The following is a 20,394-nucleotide window of genomic DNA, read 5'->3' on the forward strand; positions in this document are numbered from 1 at the left end:
GCGGGAGCGCCTGGAGGGCTTCCTCGGTCGCGGTGGTGTCGGCGAGGACCTCTTCCTCGTCGACGGAGGTGTCGCGAGGCATCCGGGCCCAGCGCACCACGCCCGGGTCGGGGGCCTCGGCTGCTGCTCGGTTGAGCGTGGTGACGTCGCTGGATGCGGGTAGCCGACCGTCGGTGGCCGCGAGTACGGCTCGGTCGACCGTCTCGCGCAGTCGTCGGCCCGACGCCGGGACGGCGGCAGCGGGCGGGGCTCCGCAAGATCGGTCACGGGAAGTACGGCCTTGCCGTCGCATGGAGACCGACCCCCTCGACGGGGTCAACAGCCCGTTGGCTGCGTGGCGTTGGGCCACAGCCGCGAAGCCTGTGTTCAGGACTCCGGTCGAGGCTGGTGTGGCGCAGTGAGGGTCTTGTGGGCCGACTCCAGGATCTTCTCCGAAAGCTCTGTTCCCGCTGTGGCCCGGGCCAGCAGGATCGCGCCGACCAGAGTGGCCACCATGGGGAGGCCGTCGTGGGCGTCGGGGGTCAGCCACGCGGCGAATTCCTGGACTCCGGCGGCGTACGTTTCGCGTACCTCCCCGGCTGTGGGCTCGCGAGCCATGTCCCCCGCGAATCCGGCGGTGGGGCAACCGGTGCCGGGCTGGTCGCGGTGCTCGGTCGACAGGTAGAAGTCGACGAGGGCGTCGCGTGCGGTGTCGTGATCGCCGTGGGCGGTGTCGAACTCCGCCAGGAGTAGGTCAAGGTCCCCGAAGGCGGCTTGGGCCGCCTCAGCCACCAGGGCCTCCTTGGAGGGGAACTGCTTGTAGAAGCCACCCGTGGTCAGCCCGATGGACTTCATCAGATCGGCGACGCTGATGCCGTTCACGCCGCGCTCCCGGAAGAGCTGGGAGGCCGCAGCGACCGCGCGCCTACGGTTCTCGAGCGCTTGCGCTTGCGAAACGCGACTCATCGGTCACCTGCCCGCGATAGATTGCAAAGTGCATCTATCATAGGCGAAGCGCCCGGCGGCCGGCGGCGGTGCCCTCTTCCGTACGACTCTTTCCCGCTGTCGCAACGCGAGAAGCTCGTGGACCCGTATCCGAACCGGCAGTGGATTCCGCCCGGGTGATGCCTCCGTTCCCGGGTGCGGTTGCGAGAAGACGCCGATGCGAAATCTCGTGGAGCGCATGCAAGGCGGCTGAACGGGCCTGTTCTTCCCCCTTTGGTGACAGGTGGGTCCTGTGCCTGGGCGCCTGAGTCGGTACGCGGCGAGCCGAGGGGTCGTCGAGCCGGAGACCGCGCTGCTCGCCCCGAGGTGGCCGGGGGGTGGTCCGACGCCGGTTGGAGGCGGCTCGCGGCGTGCTCGGCGTATGTGCAGTGTGCGGTCTCCGCAGAGGTGTCGTTCGCCGTACCCGCGTGCCCGTCGTGAGGGCGGCACGTGAAGCCGTCCACGGCGACCGGGCGCCCGAGAGGTCTCGGTCCGAACCTGATCGGCAGCCGACCCTGTGGCCCCGCGTGTACGTCGAGCAGTCTCCGGCCGCGGGCGGGACCGACGGTGTCGGCGCCGTTGACTGGATCGCGTTAGATACCTATCGTAATCTAAAGCGAGGCCGACGCTGTGGCCCCTGCTCATCCGCCAGACCAGAAATGAGATCCACCTCATGACCACGCAGAACAAGACCGCTGTCGTCACCGGCGCGTCCGCCGGCCTGGGTTCCGCCTACGCGCAGCGGCTTGCCGACCGGGGCTACGACCTGATCCTGGTGGCCCGGAACACCGCGCGGCTGGAAGAACTGGCGTCGGACATCCGCGGCCGCACGGGCCGCACGGTGGACGTCGTCACCGCCGACCTCACCGATGCGGCGCAGATCTCGGTGGTCGAGGAGCGTCTACGGACCGACGAGAGCATCGCGGTGCTGATCAACAACGCCGGCGGATCGCTGTTCACCCCGCTGGCGACCTCCGACGCTGCGGCCTCCGAGGCGCTGATCAACCTCAACGTGACCTCGCTGACCAGGCTGACCACCGCGGTCCTGCCGGGCCTGACAGCCCGCGGGCACGGCACCGTGGTGAACATCTCCTCCGCCCTGGCTCTCAACTTCCTGTCCGTCAGCGCCGTCTACAGCGGCACCAAGAGCTACGTGCTGACGTTCACCCAGGCCCTGCAGCAGGAACTCGCCGAGAGCCCCGTCACGGTGCAGGCCGTACTGCCGGGTGCTGTCCGCACGGAGTTCTGGGACGCCTCAGGCCTCGACCTCGCGGCGTTCCCCGACGAGTGGATCATGAGCGCGGACGACGCCGTCGACGCGGCGCTCGCCGGCCTCGACGCCGGGGAGCCCGTCACCATCCCGTCGCTGCCGGAGATCAGCGACTGGGAGTCGTTCGAGAAGGCGCGTCAGACGCTCGTCCCGAACCTTTCGCAGCGGGAACCGGCCGATCGCTACCGCGGCTGACCACCGCTCCGACTCCGGTGCGGAGTCCCTTTGTGACAGCGGCACGGTCGCTGCCGCACGCGACCGATGCGTCCTCCGGCATGGGGGAAGAGCGACGCGCCAGGCGTCCTCCCCCTGTACGAACAGCCGGGGCCCGGCACTGCGATGGCGGCGGTCATGCGCGCGGCAGGCCCGTCCGCCCCGTCGGCTGCCTCTCCCCGCAATCTGCCTTCCACGGTGGAAGGTCACCCGGCCCGTCCGGCCGGTCACCGCCTCCGTGCTCCCCGTGGGGCAGGCAGCCCGCCCCTCTCGCATCTCTCTCACCGTCTATTTGAGGAAACATCCATGTTGAACGCCCTGTGGAACCCGATCGTCGCCGGGGAGATCTCCCTGCCGCACCGGCTGGCAATGGCCCCCATGACGAGGGACCGGTCCACCCCCGAAGGCATACCTACCGAGCTGAACGCCGAGTACTACGCCCAGCGTGCCTCGCACGCCCTCATCATCACGGAGGGCACCCAGCCCAACGCCGACGGCCAGGGCTACCCGCTCACCCCCGGCATCTACTCCGAGGGGCACATCGCCGGCTGGCGCAAGGTCACCGACGCCGTGCACAAGGCCGACGGACGCATCGTCATCCAGCTCATGCACGCCGGACGGATGTCCCACCCCGACAACACCCCACACCACCGGCAGCCGGTCGCCCCCTCCCCGGTCCAGCCGGCGGGCGCCATGTTCACCGCGTCCGGCCCGCAGGAGATGCCGGTACCGCGCGAACTGTCCACCGAGGAGGTCGCCGCGACGGTCGAGGACTTCCGGCGCGCCGCCGCGGCCGCCGTCGCGGCAGGCGCCGACGGCGTCGAGATCCACGGCGCCAACGGCTACCTCGTGCACCAGTTCCTCGCCACCAACACCAACCGGCGCACCGACCAGTACGGCGGCTCCGTCGACAATCGCGTCCGCTTCGCCGTCGAGGTCGCCACCGCCGTGGCCGAGGAGATCGGCGCCGGCCGCACCGGCTTCCGGATCTCTCCCGGGAACCCGTTCAACGACATCGCGGAGAGCGACACCCACGAGCTGTACCCGGCGCTCGTGCGCGCCCTCACTCCGCTCGACCTCGCCTACCTGCACATCGGCCACGGCGGCGACGACGAGCTCCTGCACACCCTGCGCAAGCTGTGGCCGAACACCCTCGTTCTCAACCGGGCCGGCACCGACATCGCCATCCGCGCGAAGGACATCGAAGACGGCCTGGCCGACGTCGTCACCGTCGGTGTGACGGCACTCGCCAACCCCGACCTGGTCGAGCGCGTACGTACCGGCGCGCCGCTGAACACCCCCGACCCCGCCACCTTCTACGGCGGCGGCGAGGCCGGCTACACCGACTACCCGACCCGCACCGCCTGACAAATCCCGGCGATACCGGTCCTGGCGGGCCGGTATGCCCGATCGGCCCCATGGAGGTACCACGTGTCTGAGCACGCTGCTGTCGAACTGAGCCCGGAAGCGACCGCGTTCGCGGAATTCTTGGCCGCAGGGGCGAAGCCCCCGTCCGAGCTGGATGCGGCGCGCATCCAGGCCGAGCAGGTCCATCTAGCGGCCCGGGAGCCGGAAGGCGTCACCTATCGGGAGGTGGACGCGGGTGGCGTTCTGGGAATCTGGTGCGAACCCGTCGACGCCAACACCGACCACGTCCTCCTGCACACTCACGCCGGGGGCTCCGTTCTGGCGTCAGCACACGTCGACCGAAAGCTCGCAGGCCATATCGCCAAGGCCGCCGGGGCCCCCGTACTGGTCCTGGACTTCCGGCGAGCACCGGAACACAAGTACCCGGCTCAGGTGGACGACGCGGAGGCGGCCTTCAACTGGCTGCTCTCCGAAGGATATGAGCCGGGGAACGTCATCACGATCGGCCACTCGATCGGCGGGTTCATCGCCGTCGCCCTGGCGCTTCGCCTCCGCGACAAGAAGCAGCTGCTGCCCGGCGCCATCGTGTCGATTTCCCCCTGGTGCGACCTCGAAATCGCCAACGAGACCATCGCGAGCAACGCCGAGACGGACAAGATCCTCAGCAAGGAAATGCTGGAGTTCTTCCGGGATGCATGGATCGGTGGCACGGGCATCGAGTTCACGGACACCCGGATCAATCTGAACCGGGCGGACCTGAGCGGTCTGCCCCCGATCCTCGTCTCCTGGGGAACGTACGAGGTCCTGGCCGGCGAGGACGAGGAGTTCGCCGCCCGCGTCAAGGACGCCGGAATCGACACGGCGACCGTGGTGGTCCCCGGCGGCCAGCACTCGTATGTCTACGGTGCCGGCCGGATTCCGGAGACCGACGCCGCCATCGCACAGATCGGCGCGTGGGTCCGGGAGAAGACGAAGATCTGACCGAGCGACACGGGCGCGGCAGTCGCACGATCCGCGCGCCTGCCGGATCGGGACAGTGAACGGACGCCGACATGGCCTGTGGTGGCGCGCAGGTCCGCGACGCCCGCGATCTCGTTCCGGTCCGGCGGACGAGGGTCGGGCCGGTCGACCACCATGGCGGCTTCAGCTACGCGCGCACCGCAGCGCGCGGCCAAGCTCTCCGACCGCCGGGTCGCCGTCCCAGCAGAGCGGTCCGTCGTGTCCGGTCGACAGCGACGTCGCCGCAGCCGTCGACGACGTACTCGCCGTGCTGCGGGCGGCGGCGGCCGGTGCCAAGGTCGCATTCCAGTCGGGAGCCTCCCCGTTGACATCGCGCTCCCGGTACCGGAGCGCACCGCGCTCGTCTTGGGTGACGACCGCGTCACGTACCGAACTCTCGCCCCGCGGCCAACCGCGTCGCGACCTGCTCGTCTCGCGCGGCATCCAGCCGGGTGACAAGGTCTCACTGTCCTGTCCTGTCCCGACCCGCCCCAACCCGCCCCACTTCACCAGCGTCCACTTCGGCATCCCACGGCCGGGGCGGCGGTCGTGCCGCTGAATGTGCTGATGAAGGCTCGACAGATCGCCTATCACCTCACCGACTCCGACGCGAAGGCGTACTCCGCGTTCGAAGGCACCGCGGAGTTGCCGATCGGCCAGACCGCGTGGGTGGGATTCCGGGCCACCGAGGGCTGTACCGGGTGCTGCCGAACCGGACGATGAAGTCCGCACGGAGCGAGGCACTCCCCGACAAGCGCCACGCGCCTGAGCGGCACTGTGTGTGAAGGGCTCGGCAGGCCCTTCACCTTGAACGAAGTGATGAGTGAACTCTGCGAGGCCTTCGCACAGGAACGACAGGACAGGACAGGACGGCGGCGACGGCGAAGACGCTGAACCCTGCGATCGGAGCGCCCATCGAGTTCGGTTCGGTGGCGCGCCGAAGCCGATCGCGCCGAGGGACGACGGGCAGCGGCGTACACGGCACTCGGCTGATGTCTCACCCCAGTATGGCCCGCGGCCGCGAGGTCGATGGCCTACGACCGGAGGCGGGCACCTTTCCCCAGCCGGGCGGTGACTTCACGGGGAGTGAGGGTGGAGTGCTCCGCGGAGCACTCCACGACGACACGGACCGGAGCGTCGCAGTCGGTGTGGCGGACGTCCAGCACAGGACCCTCGGAGCCGAGGGTGTATGCCTCGCCCCACTGGGTGAGGGCCATCAGGACGGGCCACAGGTCCCAGCCCTTGCGGGTCAGGCGGTATTCGTTGCGGGAACGGGTGCCGGGCTCCTGGTAGGGGACGGTCTTCAGGATGCCGGCCGAGGTCAGCTTGCGGAGGCGGTCGCTGAGGACTGCTTCCGACAGGCCGATGTGGCGGTGGAAGTCGTCGAAGCGACGGACTCCGTTCACGGCGTCACGCAGGATCAGCAGCGTCCATTTCTCCCCGATCACGTCCAGCGTGCGCTGGACGGGGCAGTTCTCCGTGCTCGCCTCAAGCCACTCCATCCCGTCATCGTAGGGGTCTGCCTTCGCCATTGACAGTCAGGTGAACGAAAGCCTAGCTTCACTTGGAAAAGTCAGCTGACAGTCAGAGGGAAGGGCGCTGGACCGTGGGTCGAACGCGTATGTATCACTGGGACGATCCCGCGATCTCGGCGGAGGCTGCCGGGAGCATGGCCGGCATCGACTTCCTGCGCGAGGTGCAGGCGGGACGGCTGCCGAGGGCGCCGATCAGCCACACCGTCGACTTCGCCCTGGACGAGGTGGAGCCCGGCAGGGCGGTCTTCTCGCTGACACCGGGCGAGGAGCACTACAACCCGATCGGCAGCGTCCACGGCGGCGTCTTCGCCACCCTGCTCGACTCGGCGGCAGGCTGCGCAGTCCAGTCCACCCTCCCGCAGGGCATGGCGTACACCTCGCTCGACCTGACGGTGAAGTTCCTGCGGCGGGTCACCGTGGACACGGGACCGGTGCGCGCCATCGGCACGGTCGTCAGCAAGGGCCGCCAAACCGCCCTCGCCCAGGCCCAGTTGGTCGACGCGAAGGACCGTCTCCTCGCCCACGCCACCAGCAGTTGCATGCTCTTCCCCGTGCCCGCCCCTCGGGTGTGACTCCGCGGGCAGGGCCCTCGGTCCGCGGGGGCGGCCGGGAGAGCAGGGGTGCACCGCCGTTCCGCTCGGCAGCGGCCCACTGCCCCTTGGCGACTCGTCGGTTGTGAGGCTGGTGTCTGTCGCAGTCATGCCTGGGTGCCCGGGAGAGGCGTTTCCCTCGGACGCCTTGTGCTGTGCTCGGGAGTGTCGAGGGGGCGTTGGCGCGTACGAGGTCGGGGTTGGCGAGGGCCGTGGTGCCGACGCTGCCGGTGGAGCCGTCGAAGGGTGCGTCGGGCCTGTCGGAGAGAACGTGGGGGACGCGCGGTCGGTGGAGGTCTCGCCTCCCGCCTGGTCGTCAGGGCTGAGCAGCGGCAGGTCACCGTCGGCCGAGCGGGGCGGCGGTCGAGGCGGCGGAGGCTGTGCCTCGTTGGCGCAGTGCTTCAGATGCTGGGTCCGCGCCCGCCCTCACTGATGAAGGCCGACGTTCACCCGTCGTCCTTGCGCGGAGGGCGCCGGCGACGAGGCGGCCGGCCGGCGCCGCTGTCGACTCTTTGGATTACGTTCGCAATATCATAGACTCGTGGCGTCGGCGAAGGGCAACCGGCCATTCCGGCAGGCGAAGGGACGTGTGCTGTGGTGCGGTACGGAAAAGAGCACAAGTCGGAGACGAGGCGGCGGATCATCGAGACGGCGGGCCGCCGGTTCAAGCAAGACGGTATCGACGGCTCCGGGGTCTCGACGCTCATGAAGGACGCGGGGCTGACCAATGGGGCCTTCTATGCTCACTTCGAATCCAAGGATGACCTCGTCACCACGGCAATCGCCGACCAGTTGAAGGAGCAGGCCGAGAGCGTCGTCGCGCGGGCTGCACCCGGCCGGGCCGGAGTCGAGCAGATTGTGCGGGGGTACCTGTCGCCCCAGCACCGGGACAGCCTTGGTGACGGCTGTCCCAACGCGGCTCTGCTCGACGAGATCGGGCGCTGCACCGACACAACCAGGCAGGCGTACACCGATGGCGTGCTGGCCCTTGTCGACGGCATTGCCGCCCGCATGGCGCCCGAGGCCCCGCCCTCCGCACGTGTGAAGGCGCTCAGTCTCCTCGGCCTGATGGCCGGGACGCTGCAGCTCTCGCGCGCCTTGACCGACGGTCGACTCGCCCATGAACTCCTCGATCAGGGCATAAGCAACGCCCTCGCCCTGCTGGACGCCGGGTAGCGCGTCTGGCGCACCACACGCCCACCCCCAGCCCCAGCCCCAGGCTGTGGCTTTCGGGGGAGCGGCCCGACGCCGTCAGGTTCTCTCCGGCCGGCGCTCGGTCGACGCGCGGTACGAGCCCGTGTGGTCGCAACACCCGCGATTCACCGAGCAGCGGCGCCCTGAGCCTTCCCAACGGGCACGCGGTGGTGTGGTCGCCCATCTCGACGACCCTGATCCTCGGCGAGAATGACGCCGTCGTCGTCGACCGACCCATCACCACGGACATCACGCGCGAGGTGTCGCCGGGGCGGAAAAGACCCGGTCTGGACATCGCGGAGATCTGCATCACCCACGGTCACGACGACCACTGGCTCGGCGCTCCCATCCTGCTCGAACGGTTCCCTTACGCCGTGGTCCGTGCGTCGGCCGGGACCAAGGGCCGCCTGGCCGGCCTGGCCACTGCGGAGTCCCCGTGCGGAGTTCTGGGACGTGCTGTTCCCCGGTCACGTGCCGTCGACACCGTCGACATGCAGGTCGTCGCCGGCGAGGGGAGGGGCTGAGCCCGCGGGGAATGCGCTCATTCTGATCGAGGTCGGTCACGGCGACGGCGACGGTGCTCTGGGTACCGAGCCTGAAGCGGCCGTCGCCGGTGACGTCGTCCGTAACGCACCCGTCACTCGCGGAATCCCGGGCGGAGGCCGCGACGCGTGGCAACGCACACTCGGCCATGTGAGAGGAGCGGATCGGAGTTCGTGGTGGCCGAAACATAAGGCCCCGCTCGGCTGGTTGCCCGCCGCGCTGAGCGCCACGGGACTGGCGATGCGTGCCAGGAAGGACGGGAGGGGGCCGCACGGGGAAGGGCACCCACGCGGCGGCAGCGCCTCAAACCGCTGGTCGTTCGTCCACAGCGACAGCCGGGACTGCGCCACCAGCCGAACCCGGGTGGCGCCCGTGCGATACCCGTTGTGACCCCGAACCGTTCGCTTGCCGTCTGCCGTCTGCCGTCTGCCGTCTGCCGTCTGCCGTCTGCCGTCTGCCGTCTCGGGCGATGCGAGGACTGGCCGTCTCGGTCACTGCTCGTCGTCCGCTCGTGGCTTTTCCCGTACGGCACCTCACGTTTCCCGGATCTTTCTCGGATTGCCGGACCTGACCACTTGCCATCGACCGAAGACCACCATATTGTCGTACGAACGTAAGGCATACGAACGTAATTCAAACCAGGGAGTTCATGATGGAGACAACTCGGCCAGTGGCGCTCGTGACGGGTGCCTCGTCGGGGATCGGCAAGGAGGCGGCCCGCGCCCTCGTCGCGGCGGGTTTCGAGGTGATAGGAACCGGCCGCAAGACCTCCCGACTCACCCCACCCGCCGGTGTGACGTACCTCGATCTCGATGTGGCCAGTGACGACTCGGCCACCGCCGCGGTCGCAGAGGTGATCGACCGGTTCGGACGTATCGACGTTCTGGTCAACAACGCAGGCATCGGCTCGGCCGGCGCTGTCGAGGAGAACTCCGTCGCCCAGGCCCAGAACATCCTGAACATCAACGTCCTCGGTGTCATCCGGATGACGAAGGCCGTCCTGCCGCACATGCGCGCCCAGGGAGGTGGACGTGTCATCAACATCTCGTCCGTCCTCGGGGTCGCCCCCCAGCCCTTCATGGCCCTCTACGTCGCGTCGAAGCACGCCATCGAGGGCTACTCCGAGTCTCTGGACCATGAGGTCCGCGAGCACGGCGTGAGGGTCCTCCTCGTCCAGCCCGCCTACACCAAGACCAGCTTCGACACCAACGCCGCGCAGCCCGATACCCCGCTGCCTCTGTACGCGCAGCGACGGCGCATCTTCGACGAGGTGATCGCGGAGGCGATGGAGGACGGCGACGACCCCACCGTCGTCGCCAAGGTGATCGTCACCGCGGCCACCGACAAGAAGCCGAAGCTGCGTTACGCCGCCGGCCCGCTGGCCTCACGCGTCACCACGGCACGCCGCCTCGTCCCCGCTGGAGCGTTCGACAAGCAGATCCGCAAGAACAACCGCATGCCCACCTGACCTCCCGGTCCGGCTTCAAGCACGCCGTTTCCACTCGAATAGCTCGGCTGTGTCCGACATCGCTGATGGCGTCGAAAGTCCATTGATCAGTCACTCGTTGATCGCCAAGGAGAGTCATGCATCAGCAACGCCCGCAAACGGCCCGGCGCAGTGCAGCGAGCGCAAGACGTTATCCGAAGAGGAACGTCGCAATCGCCGTGGCGGTCACCGCGACGGCGGCCGTCCTGGTGTCGGCGCCGTCCGCGTCCGCAGGGACGGGACACACGTATCGCGGATCCGTTGTCACCGACGTGACGACCGTGGCGAAGTTCGACTACGCCGCCGGTGAGATCCCCGAGAACATCACCGTCAACCCCGACGGCTCAGTGACCCTGTCCCTGCTCGGCAGTTGTGCGGTGTGCCCACGCACCCATGGGCCGCAGCTGATGCGTATCTCCCCGTCCGGAGAGCGCACGGTGCTCGTCACCGGGCAGGTGGGTGAGGCGATCAGCGGCAACACCCGTGGCAGCGACGGCACTGTCTATTACAGCGTGTGGGCACCGGGCAACGCGGCCAGAAACGGCGTATACGCGCTGCGTCCAAACGCTACCCCTCGGCGCATCGCCGCTCTGCCCGCCGACTCGGGCCCCAATGGGCTGGCCATCGACTCGGCCGGACGCACTCTCTACATCGCCGACAGCCTGAAGGGCGCCATCTGGTCCGTTCCCGTCTCGGGCGGATCGGTGACCCCCTGGCTGACCGACGCCGCTCTCGCGCCGGTGCCGACCGAAGCCCTGCCGATCGGCGCCAACGGGCTCAGGTTCCACAACGGCGCTCTGTGGGTCAGTAACTTCAACAGGGGAACACTGCTGCGGGTACCGGTCACCGGCACCGGCGCGGCCGGTCCCATCCGCGTTGTCGCAGGTGGCCTGCCCAACATCGACGATCTCAGCTTTCTGACCCCCCGCTCCGATGTGGTCTTCGCGGCGCAGAACGGCTCCTCCTCCCAGAACGGTCCGGACAGGGTCGTGGTGATCTACCCGAACGGCACCTACAAGCCCGTCCTGACCAGCGCGGATGGTCTCGCCTCGCCCTCCGCGACCGCGGTCCGCGGCAACCGGCTGTACATCACTGACGGCGGGGTCCCCGAGCCCCACGACGCGAAATTGCAGACCGCGAGGATCAACTTCGCCGCTCTCCTTGCAGGCGCTGCACACTGACCTGGCCAGGGCGGCAGCCGCGGCGTCAGCCCCGGCTGCGATGGAGCAGCGCATCGTGCGGTACTCGAAAGAATTCAAACAGGAGACAAGACAGCGGATTGGCGTGTTGTCGAAGGAATCAACCGATCGGGGTTCCAACTCCTACGGGCCTTCCGCCGCCGACCGAACCGACTGCCGCCGCAGTCGAGAAGCCCCATGCAGAAGGGCACGGCCATGAACGACGCACCCGGAGTACGAGGCGACGTGGTGACCTCGTACAAGAACGCACCGACCCGCACCCTCACCGCCGGGGGAGTGACCTTCGCCTACCGTGACCTCGGTCCCCGGACTGGCGTCCCGGTGGTCTTCATCACCCACCTTGCCGCGGTCCTCGACAACTGGGACCCCCGGGTCGTCGACGGCATCGCCGCCAAGCACCGGGTCATCACCTTCGACAACAGGGGCGTCGGCGCTTCCAGCGGCTCGACGCCGAAGACCATCGAGGAGATGGCCAAGGATGCCGTCACCTTCATCCGGGGACTCGGGCTGGAGCATGTCGACATCCACGGCTTCTCGATGGGCGGCATGATCGCCCAGGTGATCGCGCAGGACGCCCCGCAACTCGTTCGCAAGCTGATCCTCACCGGCACCGGCCCCGCGGGCGGCGAGGGCATCAAGAACGTGAGCCGGCTGTCCCATCTCGACACGCTCCGGGCCCTGTTCACCCTCCAGGACCCGAAGCAGTTCCTCTTCTTCACCCGCACTGCGGGCGGGCGCCGAGCCGGAAAGCAGTTCCTGGCCCGTCTCAAGGAGCGCACCCACGACCGGGACAAGGCGATCTCCCTCACGTCGTACTTCGCCCAGCTCAAGGCCATCCACCGCTGGGGGCTCGCACAGTTGCAGGACCTCTCCGTCGTCCATCAGCCCGTGTTCATCGCCAACGGCGAGAGTGACAGGATGGTGCCGACGAAGAACTCGTTCGAACTGGCCCGGCGACTGCCGAACGCCGACCTGGTCGTCTATCCCGACGCCGGCCACGGAGGCATCTTCCAGTTCCACGAGCAGTTCGTGGCGGAAGCTCTCGACTTCCTTGAGCGGTAGCGGGTGTCAGGGGCGGGCGGTGCGTGCGCCGGGGACACTGGGGGCTTCTCCGGCGGTCGACGTCCGTCAACCGGTCATGAGGCGAGGTGGGAGCGGGCACTTCACCAGTCCGCGAGTGGTCGCGAGTGTCATGGTCGGACTCTTGAGGTCGTCGGTGAGAAGTGGACGATGCTGATCCTGCGTGAGGTCTGGTACGGCTCGTCCCGCTTCAGCGACTTCGTACGTGTCCTCGGCTGTCCTCGCAACCTCCTCGCGACGCGGCTCCGGATGCTCGTGGAGGAAGGGATCCTGGCCACCGAGACCTACAAGGAGCCTGGTGCGCGGAGTCGGCCGAAGTATGTGATCACCTCCAAGGGCATGGATCTGGTGCCGGCCGTGATGGGGCTGCTCCAGTGGGGCGACCGTTACCGTGCCGACGCGCAGGGGCCGGCGGTACTGGCGCGACACCGCGAGTGCGGTGCGCACGTCGGCGTTCAGATTCGCTGCGAACGGGGACACGCCGTGCAGGCGGAAGACATCGAGAGCGTCCCCGGCCCCGCATTTCGTATGAGGTCGCCCGGGTGAGCTGAGGAGTCCTCCGTCAGCCCTCCTTGATCCGGCTGCTCTGTCGTGTACGCGCCCGATGGGGGCGGACCGTGGTGCGGTTTCCGCAGCGGGACATGGCGCGCCAGCGGCGGTTGCGGGCCGGGGAGCGGCCAGTAAGCGCAGTGCGCAGCGGTCCCCTCCGCAGACGTGTACGCGCCGGATCTCGGCGGACAGAAGCAGGTCGACGGCGTCCTGAGCGATGAGGGCCGGCGCGAGTGTGGGCTCGGCGGCGAGGGCCGTGGCGCCAGTGGGCGCTGCCTGGGCATCACTGCGGGTCACGAAGAATTTCTGGTGCCAACCGGAAATCCTGGTCACACTGACGGCGTGGATGCCCCCAGCGACCCCCTCCAAGGCGACCCAGGCCTGTTCGGACCGGCCTCCGTGACGTGGCAGGCCCACGGTGACCCCGTGATGTGGATCGCCGGGATCCGCGCGCTGTACCTCCAGGCCCTGCACCCACGCGCGGTGCGCGGCGTCATGCAGAACTCGGACTTCCGCAACGACGCGTGGGGCCGGCTGATGCTCACGGCGAACTTCGTCGGCACGACGACGTACGGCACTGCGGGGGCCGCCGAGAGGGCGGGTGCCCGCGTCCGGAAGATCCACCGCCTGCACTCGGCGACCGACCCGGACACGGGGGAGCGGTACGGCGTCGACGAACTCGAGCTGCTGCTCTGGGCGCACTGCGCCGAGATCGCCTCCTACCTGCACATCCTGCACCGCTCCGGCTACCCTCTCACCGAGGCCGCCGCCGACCGCTGTGTCGGCGAACACCGAGTCAGCGCCCGCCTGGTGGGCCTCGCCCCGGACGACGTACCCGGGAACCGGGCGGAGTTGGCGGCCTACTTCGAGAAGGTCCGGCCCGAGCCGGCCGCCTGGCCCGAGGCGCGGGACGTCGACGACTTCCTGCGCCGGCCGCCGACCCACCCGTTGCTCGTACCGGCACGTGAAGCACTGTGGCGGCGCGTCGCGAACCTGGCGTACGCCTCCCTGCCGCCGTACGCCCAGGAGTTGTACGGCAGGCCGGCCCCCGCACCGGCCGTGGTCACCCGTCGCCTACGGCACACCGGCACCCTGGTGCGCCGTGTCCCCGCACGTCTGCGCCGGCAACTCCCGCCCAAGCACATCCTCCGTGCCATGTCACGGCTCGGCCCCGGCTCCCGCCCGGCACCGTACAAAGTCGGCAGATAGGTCGCCATACTGGACGGGCCAGGGTCCGTCCTTCGGATCAGGTCGGCTTAGGGCGAAGGGCGCCGAATGACCGCCGGTGGGCGTGCCGAGCCCCGCGGCCCAGGCCTGACCCGAAAGACGGACCCCAGGGGAGGGCGGGTCCGTACGGATACGGGGGCATCGTTGGCGATGGCGGACACCAGGCTGATCCAGGGCCGGTACCGGCTGCTCGATCAGATCGGGCGCGGGGGGATGGGCGAGGTCTGGCGCGCGAGGGACGAGTCGCTGGGGCGGCTGGTCGCGGTCAAGTGTCTCAAGCCCGTCAACACCCAGCCCGACCAGTCCTTCACCCGTGTCCTGCGGGAACGCTTCCGGCGCGAGGCGCGCGTCGCGGCCGCCCTCCAGCACCGGGGGGTGACCGTCGTCCACGACTTCGGCGAGTTCGACGGGGTGCTGTTCCTCGTCATGGAGTTGTTGGAGGGCCGCAACCTCAGCCAGCTCCTGGAGGACAACAAACACCATCCGCTGGCCGTCCCCGCGGTCGTCGAGATCGCCGACCAGGTGGCCGCCGCCCTCTCCTACACCCATCAACAGGGCATCGTGCACCGTGACCTGAAGCCCGCGAACATCATGCTGCTCACCGACGGCACCGTGAAGATCTGCGACTTCGGCATCGCCCGCCTCGGCCGCGACGTCACCTTCACCTCCCGCCTCACCGGCACCGGCATCGCGATGGGCACCCCGCACTACATGTCGCCGGAACAGATCAGCGGCGACCAGGTCGACCGGCGCAGCGACCTCTACTCCTTCGGATGTGTGCTCTACGAGATCGTCACCGGGGCACCGCCGTTCGACCTCGACGACGCCTGGGCGGTCCTCATGGGCCACCGCGACACCGCGCCGATGCCCCCGCGCAGCCATCGCGACGAGGTGCCCGAGTACCTCGACCGGATCATCCTGGACCTGTTGGCCAAGGAGCCCGAGGAACGTCCGCACGACGCGCGGGAGGTGGGCCGCAGGGTCGGCGAGGGGCGGGCGGCGACCGCCGCGGCACCGGCCCGCTCCTATGTGCCGACCGTCCTCTCGCGCCCTGCCCCGCCCGAGTCCGCTCACGGCACGCACCGGCCCCGGACGCGCCCCGAGCAGCCGTCTTCGCGCGAAGCCCGGCTGCCCTCCTGGACCCGTGGCATGACCACCGGCCACAAGGCCACCGGCACCGGAGCCGGGCTGGGCCTCACCCCGCCGGACGCCGCCGCCGGCCTCACCGGGGAGTGGATCGCCCGTCCCGCCACCGGCCGCGGCGAGCAACCCGTACGTACCGAACGGCCCACGCCGTCAGCGGAGTCGATCACCACGCTGGCCGGGCGGCACAACGCGGGCCTGAGCCTGGGCCGTCTCGGCCGCTGGACGGAGGCCGGCGAGGTGCACCGCGCGGTCGCCGCCGAACGCGAACACGCCCTCGGCCCCGACCACCCCGACACCCTGTCCAGCCGCTACGAGGTCGGCTTCGCCCTCAGCCGCACGGGCCGCCCCGCAGACGCGCTGCGCGAGTTCGCCCACGTCGCCCGCGCCCGGGAGCACGCCCTTGGCCCCGAGCACCCCGACACCCTCGCCGCCCGGCAGGAAATGGCTTACGTACTGGGCCAGTTGGGCCGACACCTCGAAGCCCACCAGGCGTACGTGTCCGTCCTCGCGGCCCGCGAACGCATCGCCGGACCCGACCATCCGGACACCCTGCGCTGCCGCCACAACCTCGCCTTCAACCTCAGCAGGCTCGGCCGGCTCGAGGACTCGTACCGCATGGCGAGCGAGGTCGCCGCCGCCCGCACCCGCGTGCTCGGCGCCAACCACCCCGACACTCTCGTCACACGGTACGAAGTCGCCTACGCATTGGGTCAGTTGGGTCGCTGGCCCGAGGCGCTGCAGACCTACCAGGAGGTCGCCGAGTCCCGCGCCCAGGCGCTCGGCCCCGACCACCCCGACACCCTCGCCGCCCGCCACGAGGTGGGGATCAGCCTCGGCCGGCTCGGCCGCAGCGCCGACGCGCTGACGCTCTACCGTGCCCTGGTGGGCGACCGAGCCCGCGTCCACGGCCCGGCCCACACCGAGACACTGCGCGCCCGCCACGGCCTGGGCGTCAATCTCGGCCGCCTCAGCCGCTGGGACGAGGCCCTCGCCGAGTCCCGCGACGTCTGCGCACTGCGCGAGCGCGTCCTCGGTCCGGACCACCCCGACACGCTCGTCAGCCGCCGTGAGGTCGCCGTCGGTCTCGGCTGGCTCGGGCGCTGGCCCGACGCTCTCACCGAGTACCGCCGAGTCGCCGACGCCCGCGAGCGTGTCCTCGGCCCGGATCATCCCGACGCCCTCGCCAGCCGCAACGACGAGGCCCACTGCCTGGAACAACTCGGCCGTGGCCAGGAGGCGGCGGAGCTGTACCGGAGAGTGGCGGCGTCACGGCAGCGACGGGCGACAGGCGGGCGCTGAGGCCAGGCACGACCTTCCGTCGCCCGGCGACCCGCCGAGGTGACGCGTGTAGGTGACCCGTCGTGGCGGCCGTCCCGCGATGTGCGGCTCCGGCCCAATAAGGGGCCCTCGGGAGCGTCGTAGAGGGATAACCCTCGACCTGCCCTCGAATGACCCCGAGGGGAATGACATGTCTCGGTCAACGCTGCCATTCTTCCCCCACCTTCCCCGCATGCCTCGCTCGGTGTGCGCAGGTCGGGAACCCCCCACACCGCACTGCTCAGCTGGCCCCGGGCAGCACGATCCGTCTGCCCGGTCTGTCACCGGCCGCCGACGCGCGGCCGTCGCAGTAGGAGCAAGAGTGAGACGAATCCCCCCTCGGGCGGCAGCAGCCGGAGCCCTGGCGGCCACGGCGGCGTTCCTGGCTCTCGGCATACAGGCGGTCCCCGCCGCCGCCAAGCCCGTGCCCCACCCCAGTCCCCTCCGCACGGGTGGCCTGCCGGCCGACCTCACCCCGGCCCAGCACACGGCGCTGCTGAAGAAGGCGTCCAAGCAGACCGTGACGACGGCCGACACCCTGGGCCTCGGCGCCAAGGAGAAGCTGGTAGTCAAGGACGTCGCCAAGGACAACGACGGCACCCTCCACACACGGTACGAGCGCACCTACGCGGGTCTGCCGGTCCTCGGCGGCGACCTGGTCGTGCACACCCCGCCGGCCTCCAAGGCCTCCGGCACGGTGAGCACCACCTTCAACAGCAAGCGCACCATCAAGGTCGCCTCCACCACCGCGGCCTTCACCAAGTCGGCGGCGGAGACCAAGGCCCTGAAGGCGGCCAAGGCCCTGGACGCGGAGAAGCCCACCACCGACAGTGCCCGCAAGGTCGTCTGGGCGGGCGACGGCACCCCGAAACTCGCCTGGGAGACCGTGGTCGGCGGCCTCCAGGACGACGGCACGCCCAGCCGGCTCCACGTCATCACCGACGCCACCACGGGCGCGAAGCTCCACCAGTTCCAGGCCATCAAGACCGGTACCGGAAACAGCCAGTACAGCGGCACCGTCACCATCGGCACCACGCTGTCCGGCTCGACGTACCAGCTGAACGACACCACACGCGGTACCGCCAAGACGTACAACCTCAACAACGGCACGTCCGGCACCGGCACCCTGATGACCGACGCCGACGACGTGTGGGGCACCGGCTCCGGCTCCAACACCCAGACCGCCGGCGTCGACGCCCACTTCGGCGCCCAGACGACCTGGGACTTCTACAAGAACACCCTGGGCCGCAGCGGCATCAAGAACGACGGCGTCGCCGCCTACTCGCGCGTCCACTACAGCACCGCGTACGTCAACGCCTTCTGGGACGATTCCTGCTTCTGCATGACGTACGGCGACGGCGAGGGCGGCACCAAGGCCCTCACCTCGCTCGACATCGCCGGGCACGAGATGACCCACGGCGTCACCTCCAACACCGCGAACCTCAACTACACCGGAGAGTCCGGCGGCCTCAACGAGGCGACCTCCGACATCTTCGGCACGGGCGTGGAGTTCTACGCCGCCAACAGCTCCGACGTCGGCGACTACCTCGTCGGCGAGGAAGTCGACATCAACGGCGACGGCACACCGCTGCGTTACATGGACGAGCCCGACAAGGACGGCTCCTCCGCGGACAGTTGGTACTCCGGCATCGGCAACCTGGACGTCCACTACTCCTCGGGTCCGGCGAACCACATGTTCTACCTGCTCTCCGAGGGCAGCGGCTCCAAGACCATCAACGGCGTGACCTACAACAGCCCGACCTCGGACGGCGTCGCCGTCGCGGGTATCGGCCGGGCCGCCGCCCTGCAGATCTGGTACAAGGCGCTCACGACCTACATGACGTCGAGCACCACCTACGCAGGCGCCCGCACGGCCGCGCTCAACGCCGCAGCGTCCCTGTACGGCACCAGCTCCACGCAGTACGCGGGGGTCGGCAACGCCTTCGCCGGGATCAACGTCGGCAGCCACATCTCCGTGCCGACCACCGGCGTCACGGTCACCAACCCGGGCAGCCAGGCCTCGACCGTCGGCACCGCCGTGAGCCTGCAGATCTCGGCCACCAGCACCAACAGCGGCACCCTGACCTACGCCGCGACCGGCCTGCCCACCGGCCTGTCGATCAGCAGCTCCACCGGCGTCGTCTCCGGCACCCCGACCACGGCCGGCACCTACAGCACCACCGTCACGGTGACCGACAGCACCGGCGCGACCGGCACGGCGAGCTTCACCTGGACGGTCAGCTCCTCCGGAGGCGGCAGCTGCACCTCGACACAGCTCCTGGGCAACGCGGGCTTCGAGTCGGGCAACACGACCTGGACGGCGTCGAGCGGCGTCATCACCAGCGACACCGACCAGGCGGCCCGCACCGGCTCCTACAAGGCCTGGCTCGACGGCTACGGATCGACCCACACCGACACGCTGTCGCAGTCGGTGACGGTCCCGAGCGGCTGCACCAACACCGTCTTCACCTTCTACCTGCACGTTGACACGGCCGAGACCACCACCAGCACCCAGTACGACAAGCTGACGGTCACCGCCGGGTCGACGACCCTGGCCACGTACTCCAACCTCAATGCGGCCTCCGGTTATGTACAGAAGTCCTTCAACCTCGGATCCTTCGCGGGCAGCACCGTGAGCCTGAAGTTCACCGGTGTCGAGGACTCCTCGCTGCAGACCAGCTTCGTCGTCGACGACACCGCCGTGACGACCGGCTGACGAAGTGACCTGATCCATGCCCGGACCGGGGACGACGTGGGCACCCAGCTGCCCGCGTCGCCCCCGGTGCGCCGACTCCAACCGGTGGTACGGCAGGTTCGTCCACCTGCACCCGCACCCCTGGCCGACCTCGATCAGCGCGTGTTACGAAGAGCCATGCCTGCCACCCCCGCATACCCGGCCCAGCCCGCATACCCGGCCCAGCCCGCACACCCGGCCCAGCGCGGACGCCCGGCCGGACCCCGGCCGCACGACTCGTACGACGCCGTGATCGTCGGCGGCGGCCACAACGGCCTGGTCGCCGCCGCCTACCTCGCCCGCGCGGGCCGTTCCGTGCTGGTGCTGGAACGGCTGGACCACACCGGCGGCGCCGCCGTGTCGTCGCGGCCGTTCGCCGGGATCGACGCCCGGCTGTCGCGGTACTCCTACCTGGTCAGCCTGCTGCCCCGGAAGATCGTGCGGGACCTGGACCTCGACTTCCGCGTCCGTGGGCGCACGATCTCGTCGTACACCCCCGTCGAACGCGACGGCCGCCCCACCGGCCTGCTCGTGGGCGGCGGCGAACGCCGCACCCGCGAGGCGTTCGCGAGGCTGACGGGTTCGGCCCGCGAGTACGAGGCCTGGCAGCGCTTCTACGCGATGACGGGCCGTGTCGCCGAACGGGTGTTCCCGACGCTCACCGACCCCCTGCCCACCCGGGACGACCTGCGCGACCGCATCGACGACGAGGAGGCGTGGCGGATCCTCTTCGAGGAACCGATCGGCGCGGCCGTCGAATCGACGTTCGGCGACGACCTCGTACGCGGTGTCGTCCTCACCGACGCGCTCATCGGCACCTTCGCCGACGCCCACGACCCCTCCCTCCGCCAGAACCGCTGCTTTCTCTACCACGTGATCGGCGGCGGCACGGGCGCCTGGGACGTGCCCGTCGGCGGCATGGGCGCCCTCACGGACGCGCTGGCCACGGCGGCGCGCGCGGCGGGTGCCGTGATCGCCGCC

At 69.7% G+C, this 20,394-nt stretch carries 18 protein-coding genes and 1 pseudogene; 15 read left to right on the forward strand and 4 right to left on the reverse strand.

Annotated elements, in window-relative coordinates:
• Together AWZ10_RS51860 and AWZ10_RS35970 are read right to left on the reverse strand one after the other, a co-directional pair.
• Positions 1–292, reverse strand: a pseudogene (locus AWZ10_RS51860) (ABATE domain-containing protein); the annotation flags it as partial.
• Positions 293–366: 74 nt separating this feature from the next.
• A complete protein-coding gene (locus tag AWZ10_RS35970; RefSeq protein WP_046703282.1) occupies positions 367–945 on the reverse strand; it encodes a TetR/AcrR family transcriptional regulator in 579 nt (192 codons plus the stop codon).
• Positions 946–1,636: 691 nt separating this feature from the next.
• Between AWZ10_RS35970 and AWZ10_RS35975 the strand changes: the two genes are divergently transcribed.
• From AWZ10_RS35975 to AWZ10_RS51865, 4 genes are all read left to right on the forward strand, one after another.
• Positions 1,637–2,428: an SDR family NAD(P)-dependent oxidoreductase gene (locus AWZ10_RS35975; protein ID WP_060893102.1), complete on the forward strand. Its 792-nt coding sequence runs from the start codon at positions 1,637–1,639 to the stop codon at positions 2,426–2,428.
• Between the two features lie 324 nt (positions 2,429–2,752).
• The gene (locus tag AWZ10_RS35980; RefSeq protein ID WP_046703284.1) at positions 2,753–3,814 is read left to right on the forward strand and encodes an alkene reductase; all 1,062 of its coding nucleotides are present in this window, start codon (positions 2,753–2,755) and stop codon (positions 3,812–3,814) included.
• Positions 3,815–3,877: 63 nt separating this feature from the next.
• A complete protein-coding gene (locus AWZ10_RS35985; protein WP_060893103.1) occupies positions 3,878–4,795 on the forward strand; it encodes an alpha/beta hydrolase in 918 nt (305 codons plus the stop codon).
• A 585-nt stretch (positions 4,796–5,380) separates the two neighbouring features.
• Complete coding sequence (locus AWZ10_RS51865) at positions 5,381–5,536, forward strand: hypothetical protein (protein WP_159058478.1); 156 nt, start codon at positions 5,381–5,383, stop codon at positions 5,534–5,536.
• A 311-nt stretch (positions 5,537–5,847) separates the two neighbouring features.
• Here the strand turns inward: AWZ10_RS51865 and AWZ10_RS35990 are convergent, their stop codons facing one another.
• Positions 5,848–6,315 (reverse strand): winged helix-turn-helix transcriptional regulator, encoded by a 468-nt coding sequence (locus tag AWZ10_RS35990; protein ID WP_046703286.1) that lies wholly within the window; start codon positions 6,313–6,315, stop codon positions 5,848–5,850.
• Between the two features lie 104 nt (positions 6,316–6,419).
• Between AWZ10_RS35990 and AWZ10_RS35995 the strand changes: the two genes are divergently transcribed.
• The 7 genes from AWZ10_RS35995 to AWZ10_RS36025 all read left to right on the forward strand — a co-directional run bounded on the left by AWZ10_RS35995 (position 6,420) and on the right by AWZ10_RS36025 (position 12,986).
• A complete protein-coding gene (locus AWZ10_RS35995; protein WP_046703287.1) occupies positions 6,420–6,920 on the forward strand; it encodes a PaaI family thioesterase in 501 nt (166 codons plus the stop codon).
• A gap of 612 nt (positions 6,921–7,532) precedes the next feature.
• Positions 7,533–8,114: a TetR/AcrR family transcriptional regulator gene (locus tag AWZ10_RS36000; protein WP_060893104.1), complete on the forward strand. Its 582-nt coding sequence runs from the start codon at positions 7,533–7,535 to the stop codon at positions 8,112–8,114.
• A 185-nt stretch (positions 8,115–8,299) separates the two neighbouring features.
• Positions 8,300–8,656 carry an MBL fold metallo-hydrolase gene (locus AWZ10_RS36005; RefSeq protein ID WP_060893105.1) on the forward strand — a complete coding sequence of 119 codons (357 nt, stop codon included), beginning with the start codon at positions 8,300–8,302 and terminating at the stop codon, positions 8,654–8,656.
• 671 nt (positions 8,657–9,327) lie between these two features.
• Positions 9,328–10,143 (forward strand): oxidoreductase, encoded by an 816-nt coding sequence (locus AWZ10_RS36010; protein ID WP_078935157.1) that lies wholly within the window; start codon positions 9,328–9,330, stop codon positions 10,141–10,143.
• A 197-nt stretch (positions 10,144–10,340) separates the two neighbouring features.
• On the forward strand, positions 10,341–11,342 hold the full coding sequence (locus AWZ10_RS36015) for an SMP-30/gluconolactonase/LRE family protein (protein WP_244172660.1): 1,002 nt from the start codon (positions 10,341–10,343) through the stop codon (positions 11,340–11,342).
• Positions 11,343–11,555: 213 nt separating this feature from the next.
• Positions 11,556–12,422 carry an alpha/beta fold hydrolase gene (locus tag AWZ10_RS36020; RefSeq protein WP_060893110.1) on the forward strand — a complete coding sequence of 289 codons (867 nt, stop codon included), beginning with the start codon at positions 11,556–11,558 and terminating at the stop codon, positions 12,420–12,422.
• Between the two features lie 3 nt (positions 12,423–12,425).
• Positions 12,426–12,986: a winged helix-turn-helix transcriptional regulator gene (locus AWZ10_RS36025; RefSeq protein ID WP_279616664.1), complete on the forward strand. Its 561-nt coding sequence runs from the start codon at positions 12,426–12,428 to the stop codon at positions 12,984–12,986.
• Positions 12,987–13,002: 16 nt separating this feature from the next.
• Here AWZ10_RS36025 and AWZ10_RS54350 read toward each other — a convergent pair whose 3' ends face one another.
• Positions 13,003–13,083 carry a hypothetical protein gene (locus AWZ10_RS54350; RefSeq protein ID WP_234360643.1) on the reverse strand — a complete coding sequence of 27 codons (81 nt, stop codon included), beginning with the start codon at positions 13,081–13,083 and terminating at the stop codon, positions 13,003–13,005.
• Between the two features lie 248 nt (positions 13,084–13,331).
• Here AWZ10_RS54350 and AWZ10_RS36030 point away from each other — a divergent pair, with 248 nt between their 5' ends.
• From AWZ10_RS36030 to AWZ10_RS36045, 4 genes are all read left to right on the forward strand, one after another.
• Positions 13,332–14,198, forward strand: a complete 867-nt coding sequence (locus AWZ10_RS36030) for an oxygenase MpaB family protein (RefSeq protein ID WP_060893106.1) — start codon at positions 13,332–13,334, stop codon at positions 14,196–14,198.
• A gap of 168 nt (positions 14,199–14,366) precedes the next feature.
• A complete protein-coding gene (locus AWZ10_RS36035; protein ID WP_060893107.1) occupies positions 14,367–16,661 on the forward strand; it encodes a serine/threonine-protein kinase in 2,295 nt (764 codons plus the stop codon).
• Between the two features lie 340 nt (positions 16,662–17,001).
• On the forward strand, positions 17,002–19,395 hold the full coding sequence (locus AWZ10_RS36040) for a M4 family metallopeptidase (protein WP_060893108.1): 2,394 nt from the start codon (positions 17,002–17,004) through the stop codon (positions 19,393–19,395).
• 156 nt (positions 19,396–19,551) lie between these two features.
• Positions 19,552–20,394, forward strand: an 843-nt coding sequence (locus AWZ10_RS36045) for a phytoene desaturase family protein (RefSeq protein WP_244172661.1), incomplete at its 3' end; no start/stop codon positions are given.

The organism is Streptomyces europaeiscabiei (assembly GCF_001550375.1).
Taxonomy (GTDB): domain Bacteria; phylum Actinomycetota; class Actinomycetes; order Streptomycetales; family Streptomycetaceae; genus Streptomyces; species Streptomyces europaeiscabiei.

Bases quoted from the DNA above. Each gene is read 5' to 3' on its own strand.
- AWZ10_RS35970 (WP_046703282.1), bottom strand. From the start codon at position 945: ATGAGTCGCGTTTCGCAAGCGCAAGCGCTCGAGAACCGTAGGCGCGCG.
- AWZ10_RS35975 (WP_060893102.1), top strand. From the start codon at position 1,637: ATGACCACGCAGAACAAGACCGCTGTCGTCACCGGCGCGTCCGCCGGC.
- AWZ10_RS35980 (WP_046703284.1), top strand. From the start codon at position 2,753: ATGTTGAACGCCCTGTGGAACCCGATCGTCGCCGGGGAGATCTCCCTG.
- AWZ10_RS51865 (WP_159058478.1), top strand. From the start codon at position 5,381: ATGAAGGCTCGACAGATCGCCTATCACCTCACCGACTCCGACGCGAAG.
- AWZ10_RS35990 (WP_046703286.1), bottom strand. From the start codon at position 6,315: ATGGAGTGGCTTGAGGCGAGCACGGAGAACTGCCCCGTCCAGCGCACG.
- AWZ10_RS36010 (WP_078935157.1), top strand. From the start codon at position 9,328: ATGGAGACAACTCGGCCAGTGGCGCTCGTGACGGGTGCCTCGTCGGGG.
- AWZ10_RS36020 (WP_060893110.1), top strand. From the start codon at position 11,556: ATGAACGACGCACCCGGAGTACGAGGCGACGTGGTGACCTCGTACAAG.
- AWZ10_RS54350 (WP_234360643.1), bottom strand. From the start codon at position 13,083: ATGTCCCGCTGCGGAAACCGCACCACGGTCCGCCCCCATCGGGCGCGT.
- AWZ10_RS36035 (WP_060893107.1), top strand. From the start codon at position 14,367: ATGGCGGACACCAGGCTGATCCAGGGCCGGTACCGGCTGCTCGATCAG.